10 protein-coding genes and 1 rRNA gene are annotated in these 17,618 nt (G+C 44.1%); 6 read left to right on the top strand and 5 right to left on the bottom strand.

Going from position 1 to position 17,618, the window contains the following annotated elements:
• The first annotated feature begins 118 nt into the window (after positions 1-118).
• Entirely contained in the window at positions 119-742 is a 624-nt protein-coding gene (locus BW947_RS10785; RefSeq protein WP_076499492.1) for a LysE family translocator, read from the top strand.
• A gap of 103 nt (positions 743-845) precedes the next feature.
• On the opposite strand, the gene BW947_RS10780 is transcribed toward BW947_RS10785, so the two are convergent.
• A complete protein-coding gene (locus BW947_RS10780; RefSeq protein ID WP_076499490.1) occupies positions 846-2,141 on the bottom strand; it encodes a GNAT family N-acetyltransferase in 1,296 nt (431 codons plus the stop codon).
• Between the two features lie 108 nt (positions 2,142-2,249).
• On the opposite strand from BW947_RS10780, the gene ggt reads away from it, so the two are divergent.
• Positions 2,250-3,989 carry a gamma-glutamyltransferase gene (gene ggt, locus BW947_RS10775; protein ID WP_076499488.1) on the top strand — a complete coding sequence of 580 codons (1,740 nt, stop codon included), beginning with the start codon at positions 2,250-2,252 and terminating at the stop codon, positions 3,987-3,989.
• 653 nt (positions 3,990-4,642) lie between these two features.
• On the opposite strand, the gene BW947_RS10770 is transcribed toward ggt, so the two are convergent.
• Together BW947_RS10770 and BW947_RS10765 are read right to left on the bottom strand one after the other, a co-directional pair.
• Positions 4,643-4,900 (bottom strand): PspC domain-containing protein, encoded by a 258-nt coding sequence (locus tag BW947_RS10770; protein WP_076499485.1) that lies wholly within the window; start codon positions 4,898-4,900, stop codon positions 4,643-4,645.
• Between the two features lie 162 nt (positions 4,901-5,062).
• Positions 5,063-6,736: a dipeptidase gene (locus tag BW947_RS10765; RefSeq protein ID WP_076499482.1), complete on the bottom strand. Its 1,674-nt coding sequence runs from the start codon at positions 6,734-6,736 to the stop codon at positions 5,063-5,065.
• Between the two features lie 403 nt (positions 6,737-7,139).
• Between BW947_RS10765 and BW947_RS10760 the strand changes: the two genes are divergently transcribed.
• Both BW947_RS10760 and BW947_RS10755 read left to right on the top strand, forming a co-directional pair.
• Positions 7,140-9,353 (top strand): M3 family metallopeptidase, encoded by a 2,214-nt coding sequence (locus BW947_RS10760; RefSeq protein WP_076499480.1) that lies wholly within the window; start codon positions 7,140-7,142, stop codon positions 9,351-9,353.
• A gap of 337 nt (positions 9,354-9,690) precedes the next feature.
• A complete protein-coding gene (locus tag BW947_RS10755) occupies positions 9,691-10,962 on the top strand; it encodes a DUF2254 domain-containing protein (RefSeq protein WP_076499479.1) in 1,272 nt (423 codons plus the stop codon).
• 88 nt (positions 10,963-11,050) lie between these two features.
• Here BW947_RS10755 and BW947_RS10750 read toward each other — a convergent pair whose 3' ends face one another.
• Positions 11,051-13,195, bottom strand: coding sequence for a M3 family metallopeptidase (locus BW947_RS10750; protein WP_076499478.1), 2,145 nt, complete (start codon positions 13,193-13,195; stop codon positions 11,051-11,053).
• A 734-nt stretch (positions 13,196-13,929) separates the two neighbouring features.
• Between BW947_RS10750 and BW947_RS10745 the strand changes: the two genes are divergently transcribed.
• Positions 13,930-15,996 carry a bifunctional 2',3'-cyclic-nucleotide 2'-phosphodiesterase/3'-nucleotidase gene (locus BW947_RS10745; protein ID WP_076499477.1) on the top strand — a complete coding sequence of 689 codons (2,067 nt, stop codon included), beginning with the start codon at positions 13,930-13,932 and terminating at the stop codon, positions 15,994-15,996.
• A gap of 207 nt (positions 15,997-16,203) precedes the next feature.
• The gene (locus tag BW947_RS10740; protein ID WP_076499475.1) at positions 16,204-16,947 is read left to right on the top strand and encodes a DUF2057 family protein; all 744 of its coding nucleotides are present in this window, start codon (positions 16,204-16,206) and stop codon (positions 16,945-16,947) included.
• A gap of 233 nt (positions 16,948-17,180) precedes the next feature.
• Here the strand turns inward: BW947_RS10740 and rrf are convergent.
• Positions 17,181-17,296: ribosomal RNA gene (gene rrf / locus BW947_RS10735) — 5S ribosomal RNA — on the bottom strand.
• Positions 17,297-17,618: the final 322 nt, after the last annotated feature.

Raw genomic sequence — 17,618 nt, 5'->3', positions numbered from 1 at the left:
CCCTTATTTACAGGCTAAATTAATGCCACAAGCGAAATACGCAACTCACACATTGGCTAACCCCGTCATTTTTATTACACTAGCGCCCTTCTTATTTTCAACCAAGACTAACTAAACCATGCCAGATTTTGCATTACTTGCAGTGTTTATCCCGACCTTCTTTTTTGTTTCGATTACGCCGGGCATGTGTATGACCCTCGCTATGACGCTCGGCATGAGCATTGGTGTGCGCCGCACCCTATGGATGATGTTAGGTGAACTGGTTGGAGTCGCACTCGTCGCCACCGCCGCCGTTATGGGCGTAGCTAGCATCATGCTTAATTATCCAGAAGTATTTCAAGTCTTTAAATGGGTTGGTGGGATTTACTTAGGCTATATTGGTGTGCAAATGTGGCGCGCACGGGGCAAGATGACCTTACCTAGCGATACGGATACTAATCCAAGAGCAAGTAACTTAACCTTAATCACCCAAGGCTTTATTACCGCCATTGCCAACCCTAAAGGCTGGGCATTTATGGTATCGCTACTGCCACCCTTTATTAATGCTGAGCGCGATGTCGCGCCGCAACTGCTTGCGCTACTGAGTATTATTATGGTGACCGAGTTTGTTTCAATGTTAGCCTACGCCAGCGGCGGCAAGAGCCTGCGCATTTTTCTTAGCCGTGGCGATAATATTCGCTGGTTGAATCGTATTGCAGGCAGCTTAATGATTGGCGTAGGGATTTGGCTTGCCGTCAGTTAACTCGTTTAGGATTAGCTCACTGTGAATTCGCTCACAGCGAGTCAATAATCCCATACAATAATATCTGTTAAATACGCGCTCAATAAAGTCTTATTTTAAGGCTTTACTCGGGCGCTTTTTTGTAGGGCAACACAGCGCTCATCTGCGCCATATATTGTTGTACTTGTTGGGTTTCTTGCGTGACAAAATCCGTAATAGCGTCCTTAAAGCCCAAATGGGCAATGTCATGGTAGGAATACATTTCTACGGGCTCGAAACCACGCAACACCTTGTGTTCGCCCTGAGCACCAGCATCAAACAGTGCCAACCCATGCTCAATGCAATATTCAACCCCTTGATAGTAACAAGCCTCAAAGTGTAAGCCATCAAGCTCAATTGTTGTGCCCCAATAACGGCCATATAAGCATTTCTGTCCTTCGGTATTCTCGCCCCTTAAATATAAGGCACCCGCCACCATTTCTCCTTTTGCGTCTTCAACCACCAGCAAGCGTATTTGCGATGTGAGGTGCTCAGCTAATTGATAGAAAAACGCGGGCGTTAAATAGCCGCGATGACCCGAGCGTTTAAGGTAGGTCAGTTGATAGCACTGAATAAATGTTTGCCATTGCGAACGGGTGACTTGCTCGCCTTCGACAAATTGAAACTTAAGATTAAAAGGTTGTAACTGTGCCCGCTCCTTTAAGATATTTTTACGTTTACGAGAGTTAAAACTCGACAAAAAATCATTAAAATCCCGATAACCACGATTATGCCAATGGAACTGCGTACCTAAACGCTTTAAGTGCGAATGGGGGGAATGTTCAAATAACAGTGTTTGCTGTGCGCTCACAAACAGACTGTGCCATGAAGAAATCGGCGAATCAGCCGCTTTTTGCGTTAACTGACGATTTAATGCCGATAGCATTAATGCCGCTACGCGCATGTGCTCGATATTTGTCAATTCGGGCTTAATGCCCATTCGTCGCCCTTGAACGGGAGTAAAGGGAGTGGCATTGACCCATTTAGGGTAATAATCAATACCATGGCGCTCGTAGGCTTCGGCCCATGCCCAATCAAACACATATTCACCATAGGAATGCGTTTTTTGGTACAAGGGCATCACGGCAACCAGCGGTAATGCATTAAAATATTCGGCGGTTTGCAAACTGATAAACGCCCCGTCATCCAAAGGTTGAAAATGCCTATCGTCTCCCATTTCATCGCTTAATACGCGACTGGCATCAAACACACATAAATGTTTTGGCGTCCAACCCGTTGCAATACAAGCTGAGCCGCTTTGCTCAAGCGCTAACAAAAACTCATGACGACAAAAGGGATTAGCCTGCCCCATTACGCTATTCCACGCGCGGGATGGGATATCAGCAATAGCACTCGCAAAGGCTAGGATAAACTGAGTCATAGGGTAAATTCTCGTCCTTTATGGGGCTAATAAACGATACACGGTTGCAATTAAGCCTAATTCTCGGCACATTGCATAGCCCTAATGAAAATAAATACAGGATTGGATATGCATCCAACAAAAAAATTTAGACCCTTGATTCTCGCTATTGCGATGGCGCTTCCCTTAGTATCGTCACCTAATTTACTCGCCGATGAATCATCAATTTTTAGCCAGATGGCCACAGCGCAACCTGTGTGGGCCAAGCATGGCATGGTAGCAAGCCAAGAAACACTCGCCAGTCGCACTGGTATTGAAATTTTAAAACAGGGCGGCAATGCGGTTGATGCCGCAGTGGCCGTAGCCTTTAGCCTCGCGGTAACATTACCTCGCGCGGGGAACATTGGCGGCGGCGGTTTTATGCTGGTACATATCGCCAAAGAAAACAAAACCATCGCAATTGATTACCGTGAAATGGCGCCCTCTAAAGCTAATAAAGATATTTTCCTTGATGAAAATGGCGATGCGGTTGAAAAATTGAGCCGTGAGCATGGCCTTGCTGTAGGCGTGCCGGGCACTGTTATGGGCATGAGCTTAGCCCTTGAAAAATATGGCACCATGACACTAAAACAAGTCACGGCGCCCGCCATTGAGATGGCGCAAGAAGGCATTAGCGTCACGCCAGATTTAGCGCAATCCCTTGCAGGGCTTAAACGCCGTATGAGCCAATGGCCAACTACGGCAGCTATCTTCTACAAAGCCGACGGCAGTGACTATCAAGTCGATGATGTGCTTAAACAGCCCGAATTGGCCCACTCATTAAGTCTTATTGCCCAAAAGGGTACTAAAGGTTTTTACGAAGGTGAAACTGCGACAAAAATCGTCAAAGCGGTGCAAGATGCAGGCGGCATTATGACCTTGGACGATCTTAAACAATACAAGGTTGTCGAACGTGAGCCTGTGCGCGGCGAATACCGAGGTTATGAGGTGGTTTCTATGCCGCCACCGTCATCGGGTGGTGTGCACATTATTGAAATGCTCAATGTATTACAGCAATTCCCAATTGATAAACTCGGCCAAAATACGGCGCAAACAATCCACTTAATGACAGAAACGATGAAGCGTGCCTACGCCGATCGTAGCGAATATTTGGGCGATCCTGATTTTTACAACGTCCCAGTCAAAGCGTTAACCAGTAAAGATTACGCCCAAAAAATTGCCAGCCAAATTTCAATGGATAAAGTCACGCCAAGTACCGACATAAAACCGGGAAAACTGGCGCCCTATGAGAGCGATCAAACCACTCATTTTTCAGTAGTTGATAAATGGGGTAATGCGGTATCAAATACTTACACGCTAAACTTTAGCTATGGCTCAGGTTTAGTCGCCAAAGGTACTGGCATTTTACTCAACAACGAAATGGATGATTTCTCAGCCAAAGCTGGTGTCCCCAATGGTTATGGCTTAGTTGGCGGCGATGCCAATGCGGTTGAAGGCAATAAGCGCCCACTGAGCTCAATGAGCCCCACCATAGTAATGAAGGACGGTAAGCCCTTCCTCGTCACCGGTAGCCCAGGTGGTTCACGCATTATCACCACCACTTTGCAAATCATCATGAATGTGATTGATCATGGGTTAAATATCGCTGAAGCCAGTAATGCTGCAAGGGTACACCATCAATGGTTACCCGATGAACTGCGCGTTGAGTCCAGCTTAAACCGCGATACCATTTCCTTGCTCGAAGCCAAAGGTCACAAAGTAAAAGTACAATCTGCCATGGGCAGCACCCAGTCAATTATGGTAAATGAACAGGGAATTTTTGGGTCTTCCGACCCTCGCCATGCAGGTAGTGAAGCCATCGGTTATTAGCATATCTATGACGCCGATTTTAGTGAAAAAGATGAGTGTTAAGAGATAAGAGGAAGGAATGACCTATTCGATATAGATCATAAACCCTGAATAAGGCTTGTCTCGCAGCTCAGCGAATGCAAACTCTCAATTTAAAAACCCCTGCTATATATCACTGTATAAGCAGGGATTTTTATTGTGTGAGTAACAAGTTATCGTACTGAACCTAGCTAACTTTTTGACCTAATAGTTTAGGCAAACTGTACTGGGTGACCAGTTATTTCAGTTATTGGGATCTTAACGTTGGCTGGTATCGACTCATATAGGCTTGCCATGGCATTCACTCATCGACACGGTGAATACAAACCTAAGGTTTCTGAGCTTATGAACGAGAGCCATGGCGAACTGGCCGTTAAACAAGGATATTGTTCAAGTCCGTTTGGATGTTCAACCTCCCCTTCTGATGTGAAAGGATTCACAAATGCCGAGATGGTATGGATGCCAAAAAGTGGCCATGAGGTGGACGGTCGTCTCACAAATCGCTATGGCTCATCTTTCGAGCATTAGCGTAACTTATTGGTTATAAAGACAGATCTAACACTAATAGTTTTTTTGCTAAAGTGTGTTGCGAAGCTAAACCGAGTAAACTGGTAACTGTTCCGCTTTATTTCCTGTTAACTGCCATATTTTCTTTGTAGCTTATTTCGTCTTAAATGACGAGCCATCGCTTCTGTCGTCGGATATTTAGGTAAAACTAACCACAAAACAACATAAGCAAATACAGGAATAGCAAAAAACAAGCTAGTCAACAAAAATGCGAACCTAATGCTGCTTTTTCGCAAATTGTAATATTTTGCAATACCTGAACAAACTCCTGCAAGAATCACGGACTCTCCACGTGTTAGAACTTTTACATTATCTAGGCTTTCCATGCCACCTCCGTTTGACTGCTAATGTCTTAGTATTTATGCGCTGTCTGTAGGGCGTAAATCACTGATTGGACTTAGCGACTGCCACATACATTTCAATGCGTATAAATGATGCTATAGGAGTTTGCTTTTTCTCGGTAGTTTTTTATACCATTTGGAGGGTAATTATTTAACCGCCGATAGTTCGATAAATGCCGCGGTATACATTTTTAGATTCTGCATAAATTGCTTGTGGGTGATGAATTCTTTTTCGGTATGGCCTGTGTATTCCACGCCCGGCATGGCTGGACCAAAACTTAAGGCATTGGGGAATAATTTACTGTTGGTAGAGCCGCCAATCGCAACGGGTTTGGGGTCAACTATACCCGTGAAGTGGGCAAACACGTCGAGCAGGGTTTGTTGCTGCGGTGCACCTTCCATCACCATAGGCTCGCCCCAATAGCTTTCAATATCAACAAGCTGCACTTGGTGTTTATCCTGCCACAGGGTTAAGGCTTCACGGGCTTGTTTAGTGAGTAACTCTGGTGTTTTACCAACAGGGCGACGCAAGTTAATAATCACCTCAGTGCCCTTTTGCGTTTCACTTACAACTGTGGGTGCCAATGTCAAAGGCCCCATAAAATCATCTTTATAGGCTAAGTCACCAAACTGCTCAGCATAAATCCCTAAACCCACTAATTCATTAATAACGGCAACCGTTAAGGATGCCGCTGTTTGTGGCCAAGGCGCATGAATTTGTTCATTGCTCAGATCATTACTTAGATCATGGCTCAGATTGTTACTTAACAATGCTGCAAGATGAGTTACCGCATTCACGCCATCTTCTGGGGTTGACGAATGTGCAGCTTTACCGTCGGCAAAAATATGTAGCTTACACAGGCTATCGACGCAGTGGTTTTCAAAACGATATTTCATCCCTTGCTGCGCTGCGGCTTTGGTTTGCAATTTAGCCAGCAATGCGGGTGAAACCGCCTCAATTTGCGCCTCGGCTTGCTGCGGTACTTGGCTGGCAAAATAACCACCAGAGAAAGCTGTTAACGTGGGAGTTTGAGTTGCAGCCTCTGCTTTAGCGTCTCTATTGGAGATCGTAATATTGGGTACAGTAAACGCAATCTTACTCCAACCTTTTTCGGCGGTGACCACTGGGTATTCGGCATCAATAGTAATGTTCATATCCGCAGGTGTGTAATGGGTGAGAAAGGTTTGAAGTGGTTCCCAATCGGATTCTTCAGCTAAATAAACTAACAATTCAATGCGTCTATCTCGCTTAATTTGCTTATCTTTAATCGCCTTCATCGCATACATGGCAGTAACAATGGCGCCTTTATCATCTTCTGTGCCACGACCAATCAATTTACCCGGCTCAGATTGGCTATCGAGTAAGTAAGGGCTTTGCGCCCACAACGCAGGATTGGCAGGCTGCACATCGCCATGGGTGACAACTCCTAATTTTTTAGGCTCGCCCGTGCTAGATGACGTCGCATCTAAACCAATTAAGATGACATAACCATGATCGACATAATCTAAACCCAGTGTTTGACTCAGTTGTTGTAAGCTCGACTTAAAGCCCACAAAGGCTGGATTTGTGTCTGGGGTTTGCCCTTCAACGGCTTGAGTATTAAAGCTAACTAACTCAGCCAAACTTTGCACCATGGCCGCATCGTATTTAGCGACAGCATAATCGGCGACCTTAACGGCATTGGAGCTTAACTGGGGAATGTTAGTGTTTGCAGCAACATCTGTGGCAAGACTTTGCGGAATAATAGCACTGGAGGCTGTCAGTAACGCCAAGGATAAAGCCAAACGCACGGAAATACGTGGAATATAAGATTGAGACATACTAGATCCTGTTATTGTTATTAGTGTTAGGACCGTACTGCAAGAGACGGTTTTAAAAGGAATGAAAAGGTTGGTGTTGCCGTGATTAGCATGACTTATATTCTCTATATAAGTGCACGACTTAACTCAGCTCACGTGCCAACACGCTAATTCGCAATATGGTTTGAGCCTATTTAGTTTGCCATATTGGTTTGCTTAAATACCTGAAATAAAACATTTGTTACAAATAAAACACAAAACCAATAGGTTCTAACCTGCGATACATGTTAAACAATCACCTTAATAATTAATTGTTTTAGCCGTTCTCAGATTGTTCACTTCCTGAAATCTATGGTTATCAAAATCTATGGCTATCACCTATTCCAGCATGCATAACAATAATCGACCTAACGGGGAACCAATAATGAAGGGACTAACCCTTAAAACGCAAGCCCTCAAGCCACGCACCGCTAAACTCACACTAAGTGCCATTGCTTTAGCCTTAACCTTAGGTGCTTGCAGCGCACAACAACCCGATGCCAGTGTGCAAGCAAATGCAGCGCCTAATGCCGTTTCAGCGCAAATTATCAGCCAGAATGCGACCAATCCATTCTTTAAACCCTATGATACTTTTATGGAAATCCCAGACTTTGATAAAATCAAACCTGAACATTTCCTCCCCGCATTTAAAGCGGGTATTGCCCAGCAACACGAACAGATGCAAGCCATCGTTGATAATAAAGCTAGGCCTACCTTCGCTAATACCATTGAAGCAATGGAGTTTTCTGGCGATTTGGTTAAGCGGGTATCGAATGTTTTCTTCAACCTAACAGGCGCCGACACCACCCCAGCGTTGCAGGCGATTTCGAAAGAAGTGTCGCCGATGTTATCGTCCGCTGAAGATGACATTTTGCTCAATGACAAACTATTTCAAAAAGTCAAAGCGGTTCATGATGCAAAAGACAGCTTAAAGCTCAATACCGCGCAAGCAAAATTACTGGAAGATACCTACAAATCTTTCACCCGTGGCGGCGCTAATTTAAGTGAGCAAGATAAAACCAAACTGCGCGCATTAAACGAAGAAATCGGTAAACTCAATCTCACCTTTGGTGACAATCTACTCGCTGAAACCAATGCCTTTGAACTTGTTATCGATAGCAAAACGGATTTAGCTGGCTTACCCGATGATGTGATTGCCACCGCCTTTGAAACCGCTAAAAAGCGTGGCCACGAAGGTAAGTGGGTATTTACCACTTCTCGCCCTTCTATCACGCCTTTTTTAACCTATGCCGATAACCGTCAATTACGTGAAATCTTGTATAAAGGTTATACAGAGCGTGGCAATAACAATAATGCCCACGATAACAAAACCATCCTAGCTAAAATTGCAGCCCTACGCGCAGAACGCGCCCAGTTGATGGGCTATAAAACCCATGCTGATTTTGTGTTAGAAGAACGCACCGCTAAAACGTCCGAAAACGTTTACGGCTTGCTCAATAAAGTATGGCCAGCCGCGCTTGCCCAAGCCAAAGCTGAAATGGCTGATATGCAAGCCATGATCGATAGCCAAGATAATAAGTTTACGCTGCAAGCGTGGGACTGGGATTACTACGCCGATAAAATTCGTGTAGCGAAATACAGCTTTAACGAACAACAAACTCGTCCGTATTTCTCACTTGATAGCACCCTTAAAGGCGTGTTCTACACCGCGAACCGTTTGTACGGTTTGACCTTTAAGGAACGTACCGACTTACCCAAATACAATGCAGAAGTGCGTACATGGGAAGTTTACGATAAAGACGGCACATTAATGGCTATCTTTATGGGCGATTATTTTACCCGCGACAGCAAGCGTGGCGGCGCCTGGATGAACTCCTATCGCAAGCAGTACAATATGAATGGCGTTGATTCTAAACCCATTATTGTTAACGTACTCAACTACCCTCGCCCTGCGGGTAATGAGCCAGCATTACTAACCTTCGATGAGGCTAGTACGTTATTCCACGAATTTGGTCATGCGCTGCACGGCATGTTATCGAAGGTAGAGTATCGCTCACAGGGCGGCACGGCAGTACCACGCGACTATGTGGAGTTCCCATCGCAAGTGAATGAAAACTGGATGACACAACCAGAAGTGTTAGCGCAATTTGCCAAACATTATAAAACTGGCGAAGTGATCCCGCAGGAATTAGTGAAAAAAATCCAAGCGGCGAGTAAGTTTAACCAAGGTTTTTCAACGGTTGAATATGTCGCGGCCACTAAGCTTGATTTAGATTGGCACACACTGACTGACACCACGCCAAAGGATGCCGCCAAGTTTGAAGCTGACTCATTAGCGGCCATGGGGTTAATTAATCAAATTAGCCCACGCTACCGCAGCACCTACTTCTCGCATATTTTCGCGGGCGGTTATTCTGCAGGTTACTACAGCTACCTTTGGTCGGATATTTTAGGCGCAGATGCCTTTGAAGCCTTTAAAGAAAATGGCATTTTCGATAAAGCTACGGCAGATTCCTTCCGTAATAATATCCTTTCAAAAGGCGGTAGCGACGATTCAATGCTGATGTATAAGAACTTTCGCGGTAAAGAAGCGGGCATAGAGCCGCTACTGCGTAGTCGTGGCTTACTGGCCGAGTAACCTCGTCAATAAGGGTTAACAGTAAGATAAATAACGGGAGCATAGGCTCCCGTTATTTTTGATATTACAGCATAAATAGAGCTATGTTCATTCGGTTAGAATTTAACTATTGAGAATACTGATAAAGAATTAGATTTAATAAATTAAAAAATCAGATAGTTAACCTTTATATTATCCATTTAAAATAGTATGCGCCCAGTATTACTAGATGAATATTATCTATAATGACAACGTAGGTATTAATCCGTTTTTTAAAAAATAAACTTAGCCACACATGTTATCTTTCTACTCAACAATGTGTGCGTATTAGCAAAAGATCACAACTGCGGAGACTGAAATGAGCTCTACCCTATTAACTGACCGCGTCAGAGTTTTTCTCAATCAGTTTCGCCACCGACTGTGGGTAAAACCACTGATCGTTTGCCTGCTTTCAATAATGGCAGCCTTAATCGCAAAATTGGCTGATGGAACTGGATTAGCACAGATCACACCTGAGATTTCATTAAACTCCATTGAGGTACTCTTATCCATCATGGCATCAAGCATGCTGGTGATTGCCACATTTTCCGTGGGTTCTATGGTATCGGCCTATGCCTCTGCGGCAACAACAGCAACACCACGATCCTTCGTATTAGTTGTTGCCGACGATGCATCTCAAAATGCACTTTCGACTTTTGTCGGTGCTTTTATTTTTAGCATAGTAGCCCTTACTGCGGTAAAAAATAGTTACTTTCAAACGGCAGGTTTATTTATCCTTTTTCTGCTAACAGCGCTGATCTTCAGCGTAGTGATTTTTACGTTTGTGCGCTGGGTAGATAGCATTGCTCGCCTCGGACGTATGGGCACAACGATTGAGAAAGTAGAAATAGCGACCGCTGCATCGCTAAAGCGGCGAAAGCATGCGCCCACCCTTTGCGGCGTATCAGTGAGCTCAGAGGCTAGCGGACGCGCGGTACATGCGGTTAATGTCGGTTATGTTCAATACATCAACATTGCGGCACTGCAAAACTGGGCTGAAAAACATAAAATGCGCGTGGTGATCGCGGCATTACCGGGCACTTTTGCTGCTCAAAATCGACCATTAGCCTACATTCGTGCCGATTCAGGCGATTTAACCGAGCTTGATAATCCCCCCGTTTTAGCAGCATTCCAGATTGGTGACGTGCGTCTTTTCGATGATGATCCACGATTTGGATTAGTGGTATTGTCGGAGATTGCTGGACGCGCGCTGTCGCCTGCGGTGAACGATCCCGGAACAGCTATTTGTATTATAGGAACCCTAATACGATTGTTTACGCTATGGGATGAGCCTTTGACAGATAATGACCGCCAAGCACCCGAGTACAATCGTATCGAAGTGCCTGAAATCTGCCCTCATGATATGTGTGATGATGCTTTTACGGCAATTGCTAGAGATGGCGCTGGCATAGTTGAAGTGGCGGTACGACTCCAAAAAGCCCTCAGTTCTTTAGCATCGAGCCATGATAAAAATATACGCGCCGCCGCTGAATACCATAGTGAATTAGCATTAAAACGTGCAAAAATCGCACTGAATGTCGCAGAAGATTATAAAGCCGTGCAAGCTGCCGCGCAGCAGATTAGCCAGTGACTCTAGCTGTGCGTCATATTTTATAGAAGGTAATAAAAAGGCTTGCTAGGTTTCCCTAGCAAGCCTTTCATTTTAAATAACCAACCGATTAGTCGACTAAACCACGGCGCTTTAACAGTGCCTCTGTTGTCGGTTTTTTACCGGTGAAGTGAATATAATCTTGCATAAGATCTTCACTGTTGCCTTTAGATAACACTTCTTGACGGAATTTATCACCATTGTCGGTTTTTAAACCGCCCTGCTCACTCATATAAGCAAAGGCATCGGCGGCAAACACTTCAGTCCACAAATAGGCGTAATATCCCGCGGAATAACCACCAGAGAAAGCATGGCTAAAGTAGCTCGACTTATAACGTGGTGGAATAGGCGCAAAATCAAGGCCGTGTTTAGCTAATACTTGGTGCTCAAACTGCTCAACATCACTAATTTGTGTGTCTGCGCTGATAGAGTGCCATTCCATATCTAACAAGGCCGCTGAAAGATATTCAACAGTATCAAAACCTTGACCAAACTTATTTGCGGCTAGAATTTTATCAAGCAGCGCTTTAGGAATTGGCTCACCCGTTTGATAGTGTTTGGCATAGTTAGCAATTACAACAGGATCGATATTCCAATCTTCGTTAACCTGTGAAGGGAACTCAACAAAGTCACGCGCTGCTGATGTGCCAGCAACGCTTGGGTATTTCACCTGCGAGAATAAACCGTGTACCGCATGGCCAAATTCATGGAACATAGTGGTCACTTCATCGAAGGTCATCAAGGTTGGACCATCGGCTGGCTTAGGAATATTAAGCGCGTTGTAAACAACAGGTTTAGTGCCAAGTAGGCCGCTTTGGGTGACAAACTCATCCATCCACGCGCCGCCGCCTTTGCCTTCACGGGCATAGGGGTCAAGATAGAATAGCCCGATAGAACTATCATCTTTATCAAACACTTCAAAGGCTAATACGTTGGGATCCCACACGGGTAAATCGGTACGCGCTTTTAAAGTGATGCCATACAGTTTATGCATGGCGAAGAATAATCCGTCTTGTAATACCGTATTAAACTCAAAATAGGGCTTGATAGTGCTCTCGTCGAGGGAGTATTTCTCTTGACGCACTTTATTAGCGTAATAAGCCCAGTCCCAAGGTTGTAGTTCAAAATCACCGCCCGCTTTTTTAATCTCAGCTTGAATGTCAGCCGCTTCCACTTTAGCGCGCGCCAGCGCTTTAGGGGCTAAATCATCGAGAATTTCATACACTGCTGCAGGGGTTTTCGCCATTTGGTCTGCAACCGCATAGGACGCCCAGGTATCAAAACCCAGTAAGTTAGCTTTTTTAGCCCGTATTTGCGCCATTTTGACAATCAATGGACCATTACTTGCCACCGAACGATGCGCCGAGGTTTGCCACACTTTCTGGCGCAGCTCTCGGTTATCTAAACTCGCCAGCACAGGCTGGCGCGTAGTATTAACGAGAGTAATTAAATAACCCTCTTTTCCGGCAGCTTTAGCCGCTGCGGCTAAGGTGGCGATTTCGCTATCAGATAAACCAGCTAACTGCGCTTTATCGGTTACAACAATCACATCATCTTTAAATGATTTTAAGCTGTTTTGTGAAAAATCCGTCGCTAAGGTCGCAAGCTCGGCATTAAAGTCGCGCATCTTGGCTTTGTCTTCGGCGGACAATTTCGCGCCAGCACGGACAAACTGCTCATAATAATATTCAACTAAACGCTGATCTTCTGCATTCAAGCTGCTCTTTTGTTGATACACGGCTTCAACACGGGCAAATAACGTTGGGTCGAGATAAATATTATCACGGTGGGCAGATAACTTAGGCGCAAGATCCGCTTCCGTTTTCTGAAAATCATCATTTGAAATCAAACCCGCAAGATTGAAGAAAACCCGCGATACACGGGTTAATAATTCACCCGATGTTTCCATTGCCAGAATGGTGTTGTCAAAACTAGCAGCTTGTTTATTATTTACGATTGCCGCGATTTCGACATCATGGGCTTTCATGCCCTGCTCAAAGGCAGGCGCATAATCCGTCGTATTAATCAGATTAAATTGCGGCGCTTGATCCTGCAGTGGGCTCTTGTTCAGTAGCACATTAGTCGCCTCAGCTTTAGTGGCTGTTTGCGTGGCAACGGCATTTTTGGCTTCATTGGTATTTGCTGTAGGCTTGTCTGAACAAGCACTCAGTAATAAAGCTGCAGCCACGGCTGTAGTAATAACGGACTTACGCATATTAACTCCCTTCAATGTTGTCGCCCTTTCGATTGTATTTTTAAAGTGAAAGGTGCGTGTTAATGAATTTTAGCTTGCGGTTTAAAATAATCAGTCTAACGCATTCTATTTTAAGCCGTCCTGTTTAACGAACACGTATGATATTTACGTCAATTTCGATGAGCTACCTTAACAACTTATGCCTATTTCAGCCAAGTTTTACCTGCATAGTTAACCGTTAATTTGTATCACTTTATGTGTGTTTCCTGCCTAAATGTGCCTATGCCAATTTTAAGTTAAATCGAATGTACTTCAATAAGGGTTATGCATATGCAAGCAGGAATGATGAGCACTGATTAAAATTTGATGGAAAAAGAATTATTTAACTCAACTCAATTGAATATTTCAAGCCGAATATTCTCAACGTGGATACCTATGTCCGTTAATAAAACGCCGTTCTGATAAAGTAGATTAATTATTCTTAATATACTTTTCACTGTAGTAATCTAGACATGGCTGTAACAAACATACAGAACAAATAGTTTGTTATTTAGACGAATACACTATCAATCACAATTTAACATTACTTTATCGAATTAATGTCACACTTAGATCATAAAATGTCTTTATAATTCTTACTCGTTAACTTGGTGACGAATTAACCTAACAGTTAAATTACGCTGAATTAACGGGATGATGGGCATGTTCTTTACGGGACATGCGTTGGGGTCAAATAAATATAAATAGAGATAACTATGTTAAATAAGAAAATACTTGCAGTGATGATCACTGCAGCCCTTGGTGTGAGTGCCTGTAACTCAGATGATGACACCATTATTCAACCTGATAACAAACTCGCTCAAGCCGATTTACGGGTACTAGAAACCACCGATTTACACACAAATATCATGGATTTCAATTACTACAGTGGTAATGATGACCCAACTATCGGCCTAGCTCGCACCGCAAGCTTGATCCATGCGGCCCGCAGCGAAGCTAAAAACAGTGTGTTAGTCGATAACGGCGATCTACTGCAAGGCAGCCCAATGGGCGATTATATGGCAAAAGTTGGCCTGCAAATGGGCGACATTCACCCTGTTTATAAAGCCATGAACCTATTAGATTATGAAGTCGGTAATATAGGTAACCATGAATTTAACTATGGTTTAGATTTTTTAAATAAATCTATTAGTGGTGCAGGTTTCCCTTATATCAACTCAAACGTTTATTGCGCTAACGATAATGGCTGCTGGAATGAAGTTAAGAAAGGTGAAAATTTATTTACCCCTTATATCATTAAAGAAAAACAAATTATCGACAGTGAGGGCAATAGCCAAAGCATTAAAATTGGTTATATTGGCTTTGTACCACCGCAAATTCTATTGTGGGATAAACAAAATCTTACAGGCAAAGTAACGGTTGAAGATATTGTTGAAACAGCGAAAAAATATGTCCCCGAAATGAAGGCTAAAGGGGCTGACATTATTATCGCAATCCCTCACTCAGGTATTGGTTCGTCTGAAAATCCTGGCGATCCTATGGCTGAAAACGCCACTTACGCGTTGACTTACGTTGACGGTATCGATGCGATTTTATTTGGCCACAGCCACTCCATCTTCCCAGATGCGAAATATGCTGACTTACCGAATACCGATGTGGCTAACGGCTTACTAAACGGTGTCCCCGCAGTAATGCCAGGCCGTTGGGGTGATAACTTAGGCGTGGTTGACTTTAAACTTGAACGTAAAGACGGAAAATGGACTGTTATCAGTGCAAAAACTGAGGCTCGTCCGATTTATGATGGCACCAAAAAAGTCCCTCTGGTCGAAGCTGATGCCGCTATTCATGATGCCGTTGCGGCAGAGCACCAAGGCACTCTCGCTTTTGTGGATGAATCTATCGGTGTCGCTGCGGCAGATATGTATAGCTTTCTCACCTTAGTGCAGGACGACCCAACGGTGCAAATCGTTTCCGATGCGCAAATCGCTAACGTGAAAGCGAAATTACCCGCAGCATTACAAGGGCTACCAGTGCTGTCAGCCTCAGCCCCCTTTAAAGCGGGCGGTCGCCATGGCACAAGTAGCGATGCAGACCAATTTGTACAAGTTGATAAAGGCCCTCTGACCTTTAAAAACGCTGCAGATTTGTACCTGTATCCCAATACTATGGTGGCAGTCAAAGCAAATGGCGCCGAATTGAAAGATTGGCTCGAGTGCTCAGCCAACCAGTTTAATCAAATCGATGCCACAAAAACTACGCCGCAGGGTTTAATTAACTGGGATGGTCATCCAACCTATAACTTTGACGTGCTAGATGGCTTAACTTATAAGATTGATGTTACACAACCGAGTAAATTTGACAGTGATTGCGCGGTGGTTAATGCCAGTGCAAACCGTATTGTAGATTTAAGCTATACAGACGAAAACGGTAAAGTCATTACAGGTGAAGAGCTTGCGACAAAAGAGTTTATCGTCACCTCAAATAACTACCGCGCTTTTGGCGGTAAATTTGCAGGTACAGGTAGCGATCATGTTGTTCTGGAGCTACCAGACACCAACCGCGAAGCATTAGCCGCCTATATCACAGAGCAGTCTAAGTTCAACGAAGTGACGGGCAAGTACGACGCCATGGTTAATCCAAGTGCCGATTACAACTGGGATTTCAAAACGATCACCACTAACGTCACATTAGATATTCGCTTCGAAACCCAAGATAGCGACAAAGCCGCAGCCTTTATCAAAGATAATCAGCAGCGTGCAATGAAGAAGATTAGCAAAGACAGTCTTGGCTTCGCCGTTTATAGCATTGACCTAACCCAATAGACGTTCAATAACAAATATCACTCTCAAAAAGGCTCTTCATGAGCCTTTTTTTATTCCCTGCAGATAAAATTAACGCTAATCAGCGTTTCATATAAACGACTTATCGCCATTAGGGTTATCATAAACCACACTGAGCATTACCCGCTTTGTGCCGCCAGATATTAGCCTTATTATTTAGCGGCGCTCTTGTAACAACTGAGAAAACGTATGAAATATCAATCAATCTTATGTGCCACAGCGTTAATGCTGAGCACTGTGCAACCCGCTACCGCCGATGTGAATCTAAAGCTACCTAAAAACACTGAAGTGCTAACAGTCAATGGTAAACCAGCAGTAAAGAGTGGCGAACTCATCTTAGCCGATGGTATGAATCAAATTGCCTTTCGTTATGCTGCACAATACCGACAACAGGCTGATTCAGTACATTATCTATCTGACGTGTTAGTTATCCGTTTTGATGCCTCTGAGCAAATATTGACGCTTAAACTTGCTGCTATAAACTCAGCCAAAGACGCAAAAAAATTTAATGAATCAGCCGAGTTGACGCTATTAAATGCTCAAGATGAAGCGGTGAGTTTTACCAGCGATAAATTGATTAAGAATGGGGTTCAACTGGGACGGGATTTTGAGCACGAAATACTGCAGTACAACCTTAGCGATCGCCCCGCATCATTGAACATCACGATGTCACAATCGGGTAATGCCATGGTACCACCGTCAACCAAAACACTATCAGCAGGCCAGCCACAAATGCGCCAAGCTCCTGCCATCGCATCCACAAACTTGCTCGCACCAGCAGTGATGACGTCAACAGTCTCTGCGGTCGATGATAAGGTTCAGCAAGCTACCCAGCCTAGCCAAACTGAAATCAGCCAGATACTTGATTATTGGTATAAACAAGCCAACGACAATACTAAAGCCAGCTTCAAGGCTAAAATCAATCAAAAGTGATTCATTCAATAATATACTAGCGTTGTGGAGGCTAGCTAATCCACAACCCTACGAACACAGTTTCAACAGTCAATAGTCAAACCGCGAGCTTCGTGTGAAACTGGTGACTCTACATATAGCTCAATAGCATTTAAACAGTTGAATTATTTTTGAGGCTTTGAATCTAAAATCACAGACGCAAAAAAGCCAGCTTATTCAGCTGGCTTCGTTACATCTCATCGAGATAATTAGGCGCTTGGCGATGACCTACTCTCACATGGGGAGACCCCACACTACCATCGGCGCGTTTGCGTTTCACTGCTGAGTTCGGGATGGGATCAGGTGGTTCCACAAGGCTATTGTCACCAAGCAAATTCTTACTGGTTAATTGTCCGTCTGACGGTATTGTCTCCTCGCTACTGTGCTCATGTACTAACGTACACTCCGCGCCTCGCTCGTCACGGCTTTGTCAGCCTAACAATTACCTGCGTAATTAACCTTTTAATAATAATTCGGAAAGCTGATTTCTTACTTGAGTTCGACAAGTACAAGGAGGTACTTGATGTCATAAATGCAGGAGCATTTTATGACCACTTTATTAAGTGTCACTATTCGTCTAAGGCCATATAAAACCCATCTGGGTTGTATGGTTAAGCCTCTCGAGTCATTAGTACATGTTAGCTCAACGCCTC

The sequence above is a fragment of the Shewanella morhuae genome (assembly GCF_900156405.1).
GTDB classification, from domain to species: domain Bacteria; phylum Pseudomonadota; class Gammaproteobacteria; order Enterobacterales; family Shewanellaceae; genus Shewanella; species Shewanella morhuae.
Note: the sequence above shows the minus strand (reverse complement) of the source record. Positions and strands in the feature narration are given on the sequence as shown.

Bases quoted from the DNA above. Each gene is read 5' to 3' on its own strand.
- BW947_RS10785 (WP_076499492.1), top strand. From the start codon at position 119: ATGCCAGATTTTGCATTACTTGCAGTGTTTATCCCGACCTTCTTTTTT.
- BW947_RS10780 (WP_076499490.1), bottom strand. From the start codon at position 2,141: ATGACTCAGTTTATCCTAGCCTTTGCGAGTGCTATTGCTGATATCCCA.
- ggt (WP_076499488.1), top strand. From the start codon at position 2,250: ATGCATCCAACAAAAAAATTTAGACCCTTGATTCTCGCTATTGCGATG.
- BW947_RS10770 (WP_076499485.1), bottom strand. From the start codon at position 4,900: ATGGAAAGCCTAGATAATGTAAAAGTTCTAACACGTGGAGAGTCCGTG.
- BW947_RS10765 (WP_076499482.1), bottom strand. From the start codon at position 6,736: ATGTCTCAATCTTATATTCCACGTATTTCCGTGCGTTTGGCTTTATCC.
- BW947_RS10760 (WP_076499480.1), top strand. From the start codon at position 7,140: ATGAAGGGACTAACCCTTAAAACGCAAGCCCTCAAGCCACGCACCGCT.
- BW947_RS10755 (WP_076499479.1), top strand. From the start codon at position 9,691: ATGAGCTCTACCCTATTAACTGACCGCGTCAGAGTTTTTCTCAATCAG.
- BW947_RS10750 (WP_076499478.1), bottom strand. From the start codon at position 13,195: ATGCGTAAGTCCGTTATTACTACAGCCGTGGCTGCAGCTTTATTACTG.
- BW947_RS10745 (WP_076499477.1), top strand. From the start codon at position 13,930: ATGTTAAATAAGAAAATACTTGCAGTGATGATCACTGCAGCCCTTGGT.
- BW947_RS10740 (WP_076499475.1), top strand. From the start codon at position 16,204: ATGAAATATCAATCAATCTTATGTGCCACAGCGTTAATGCTGAGCACT.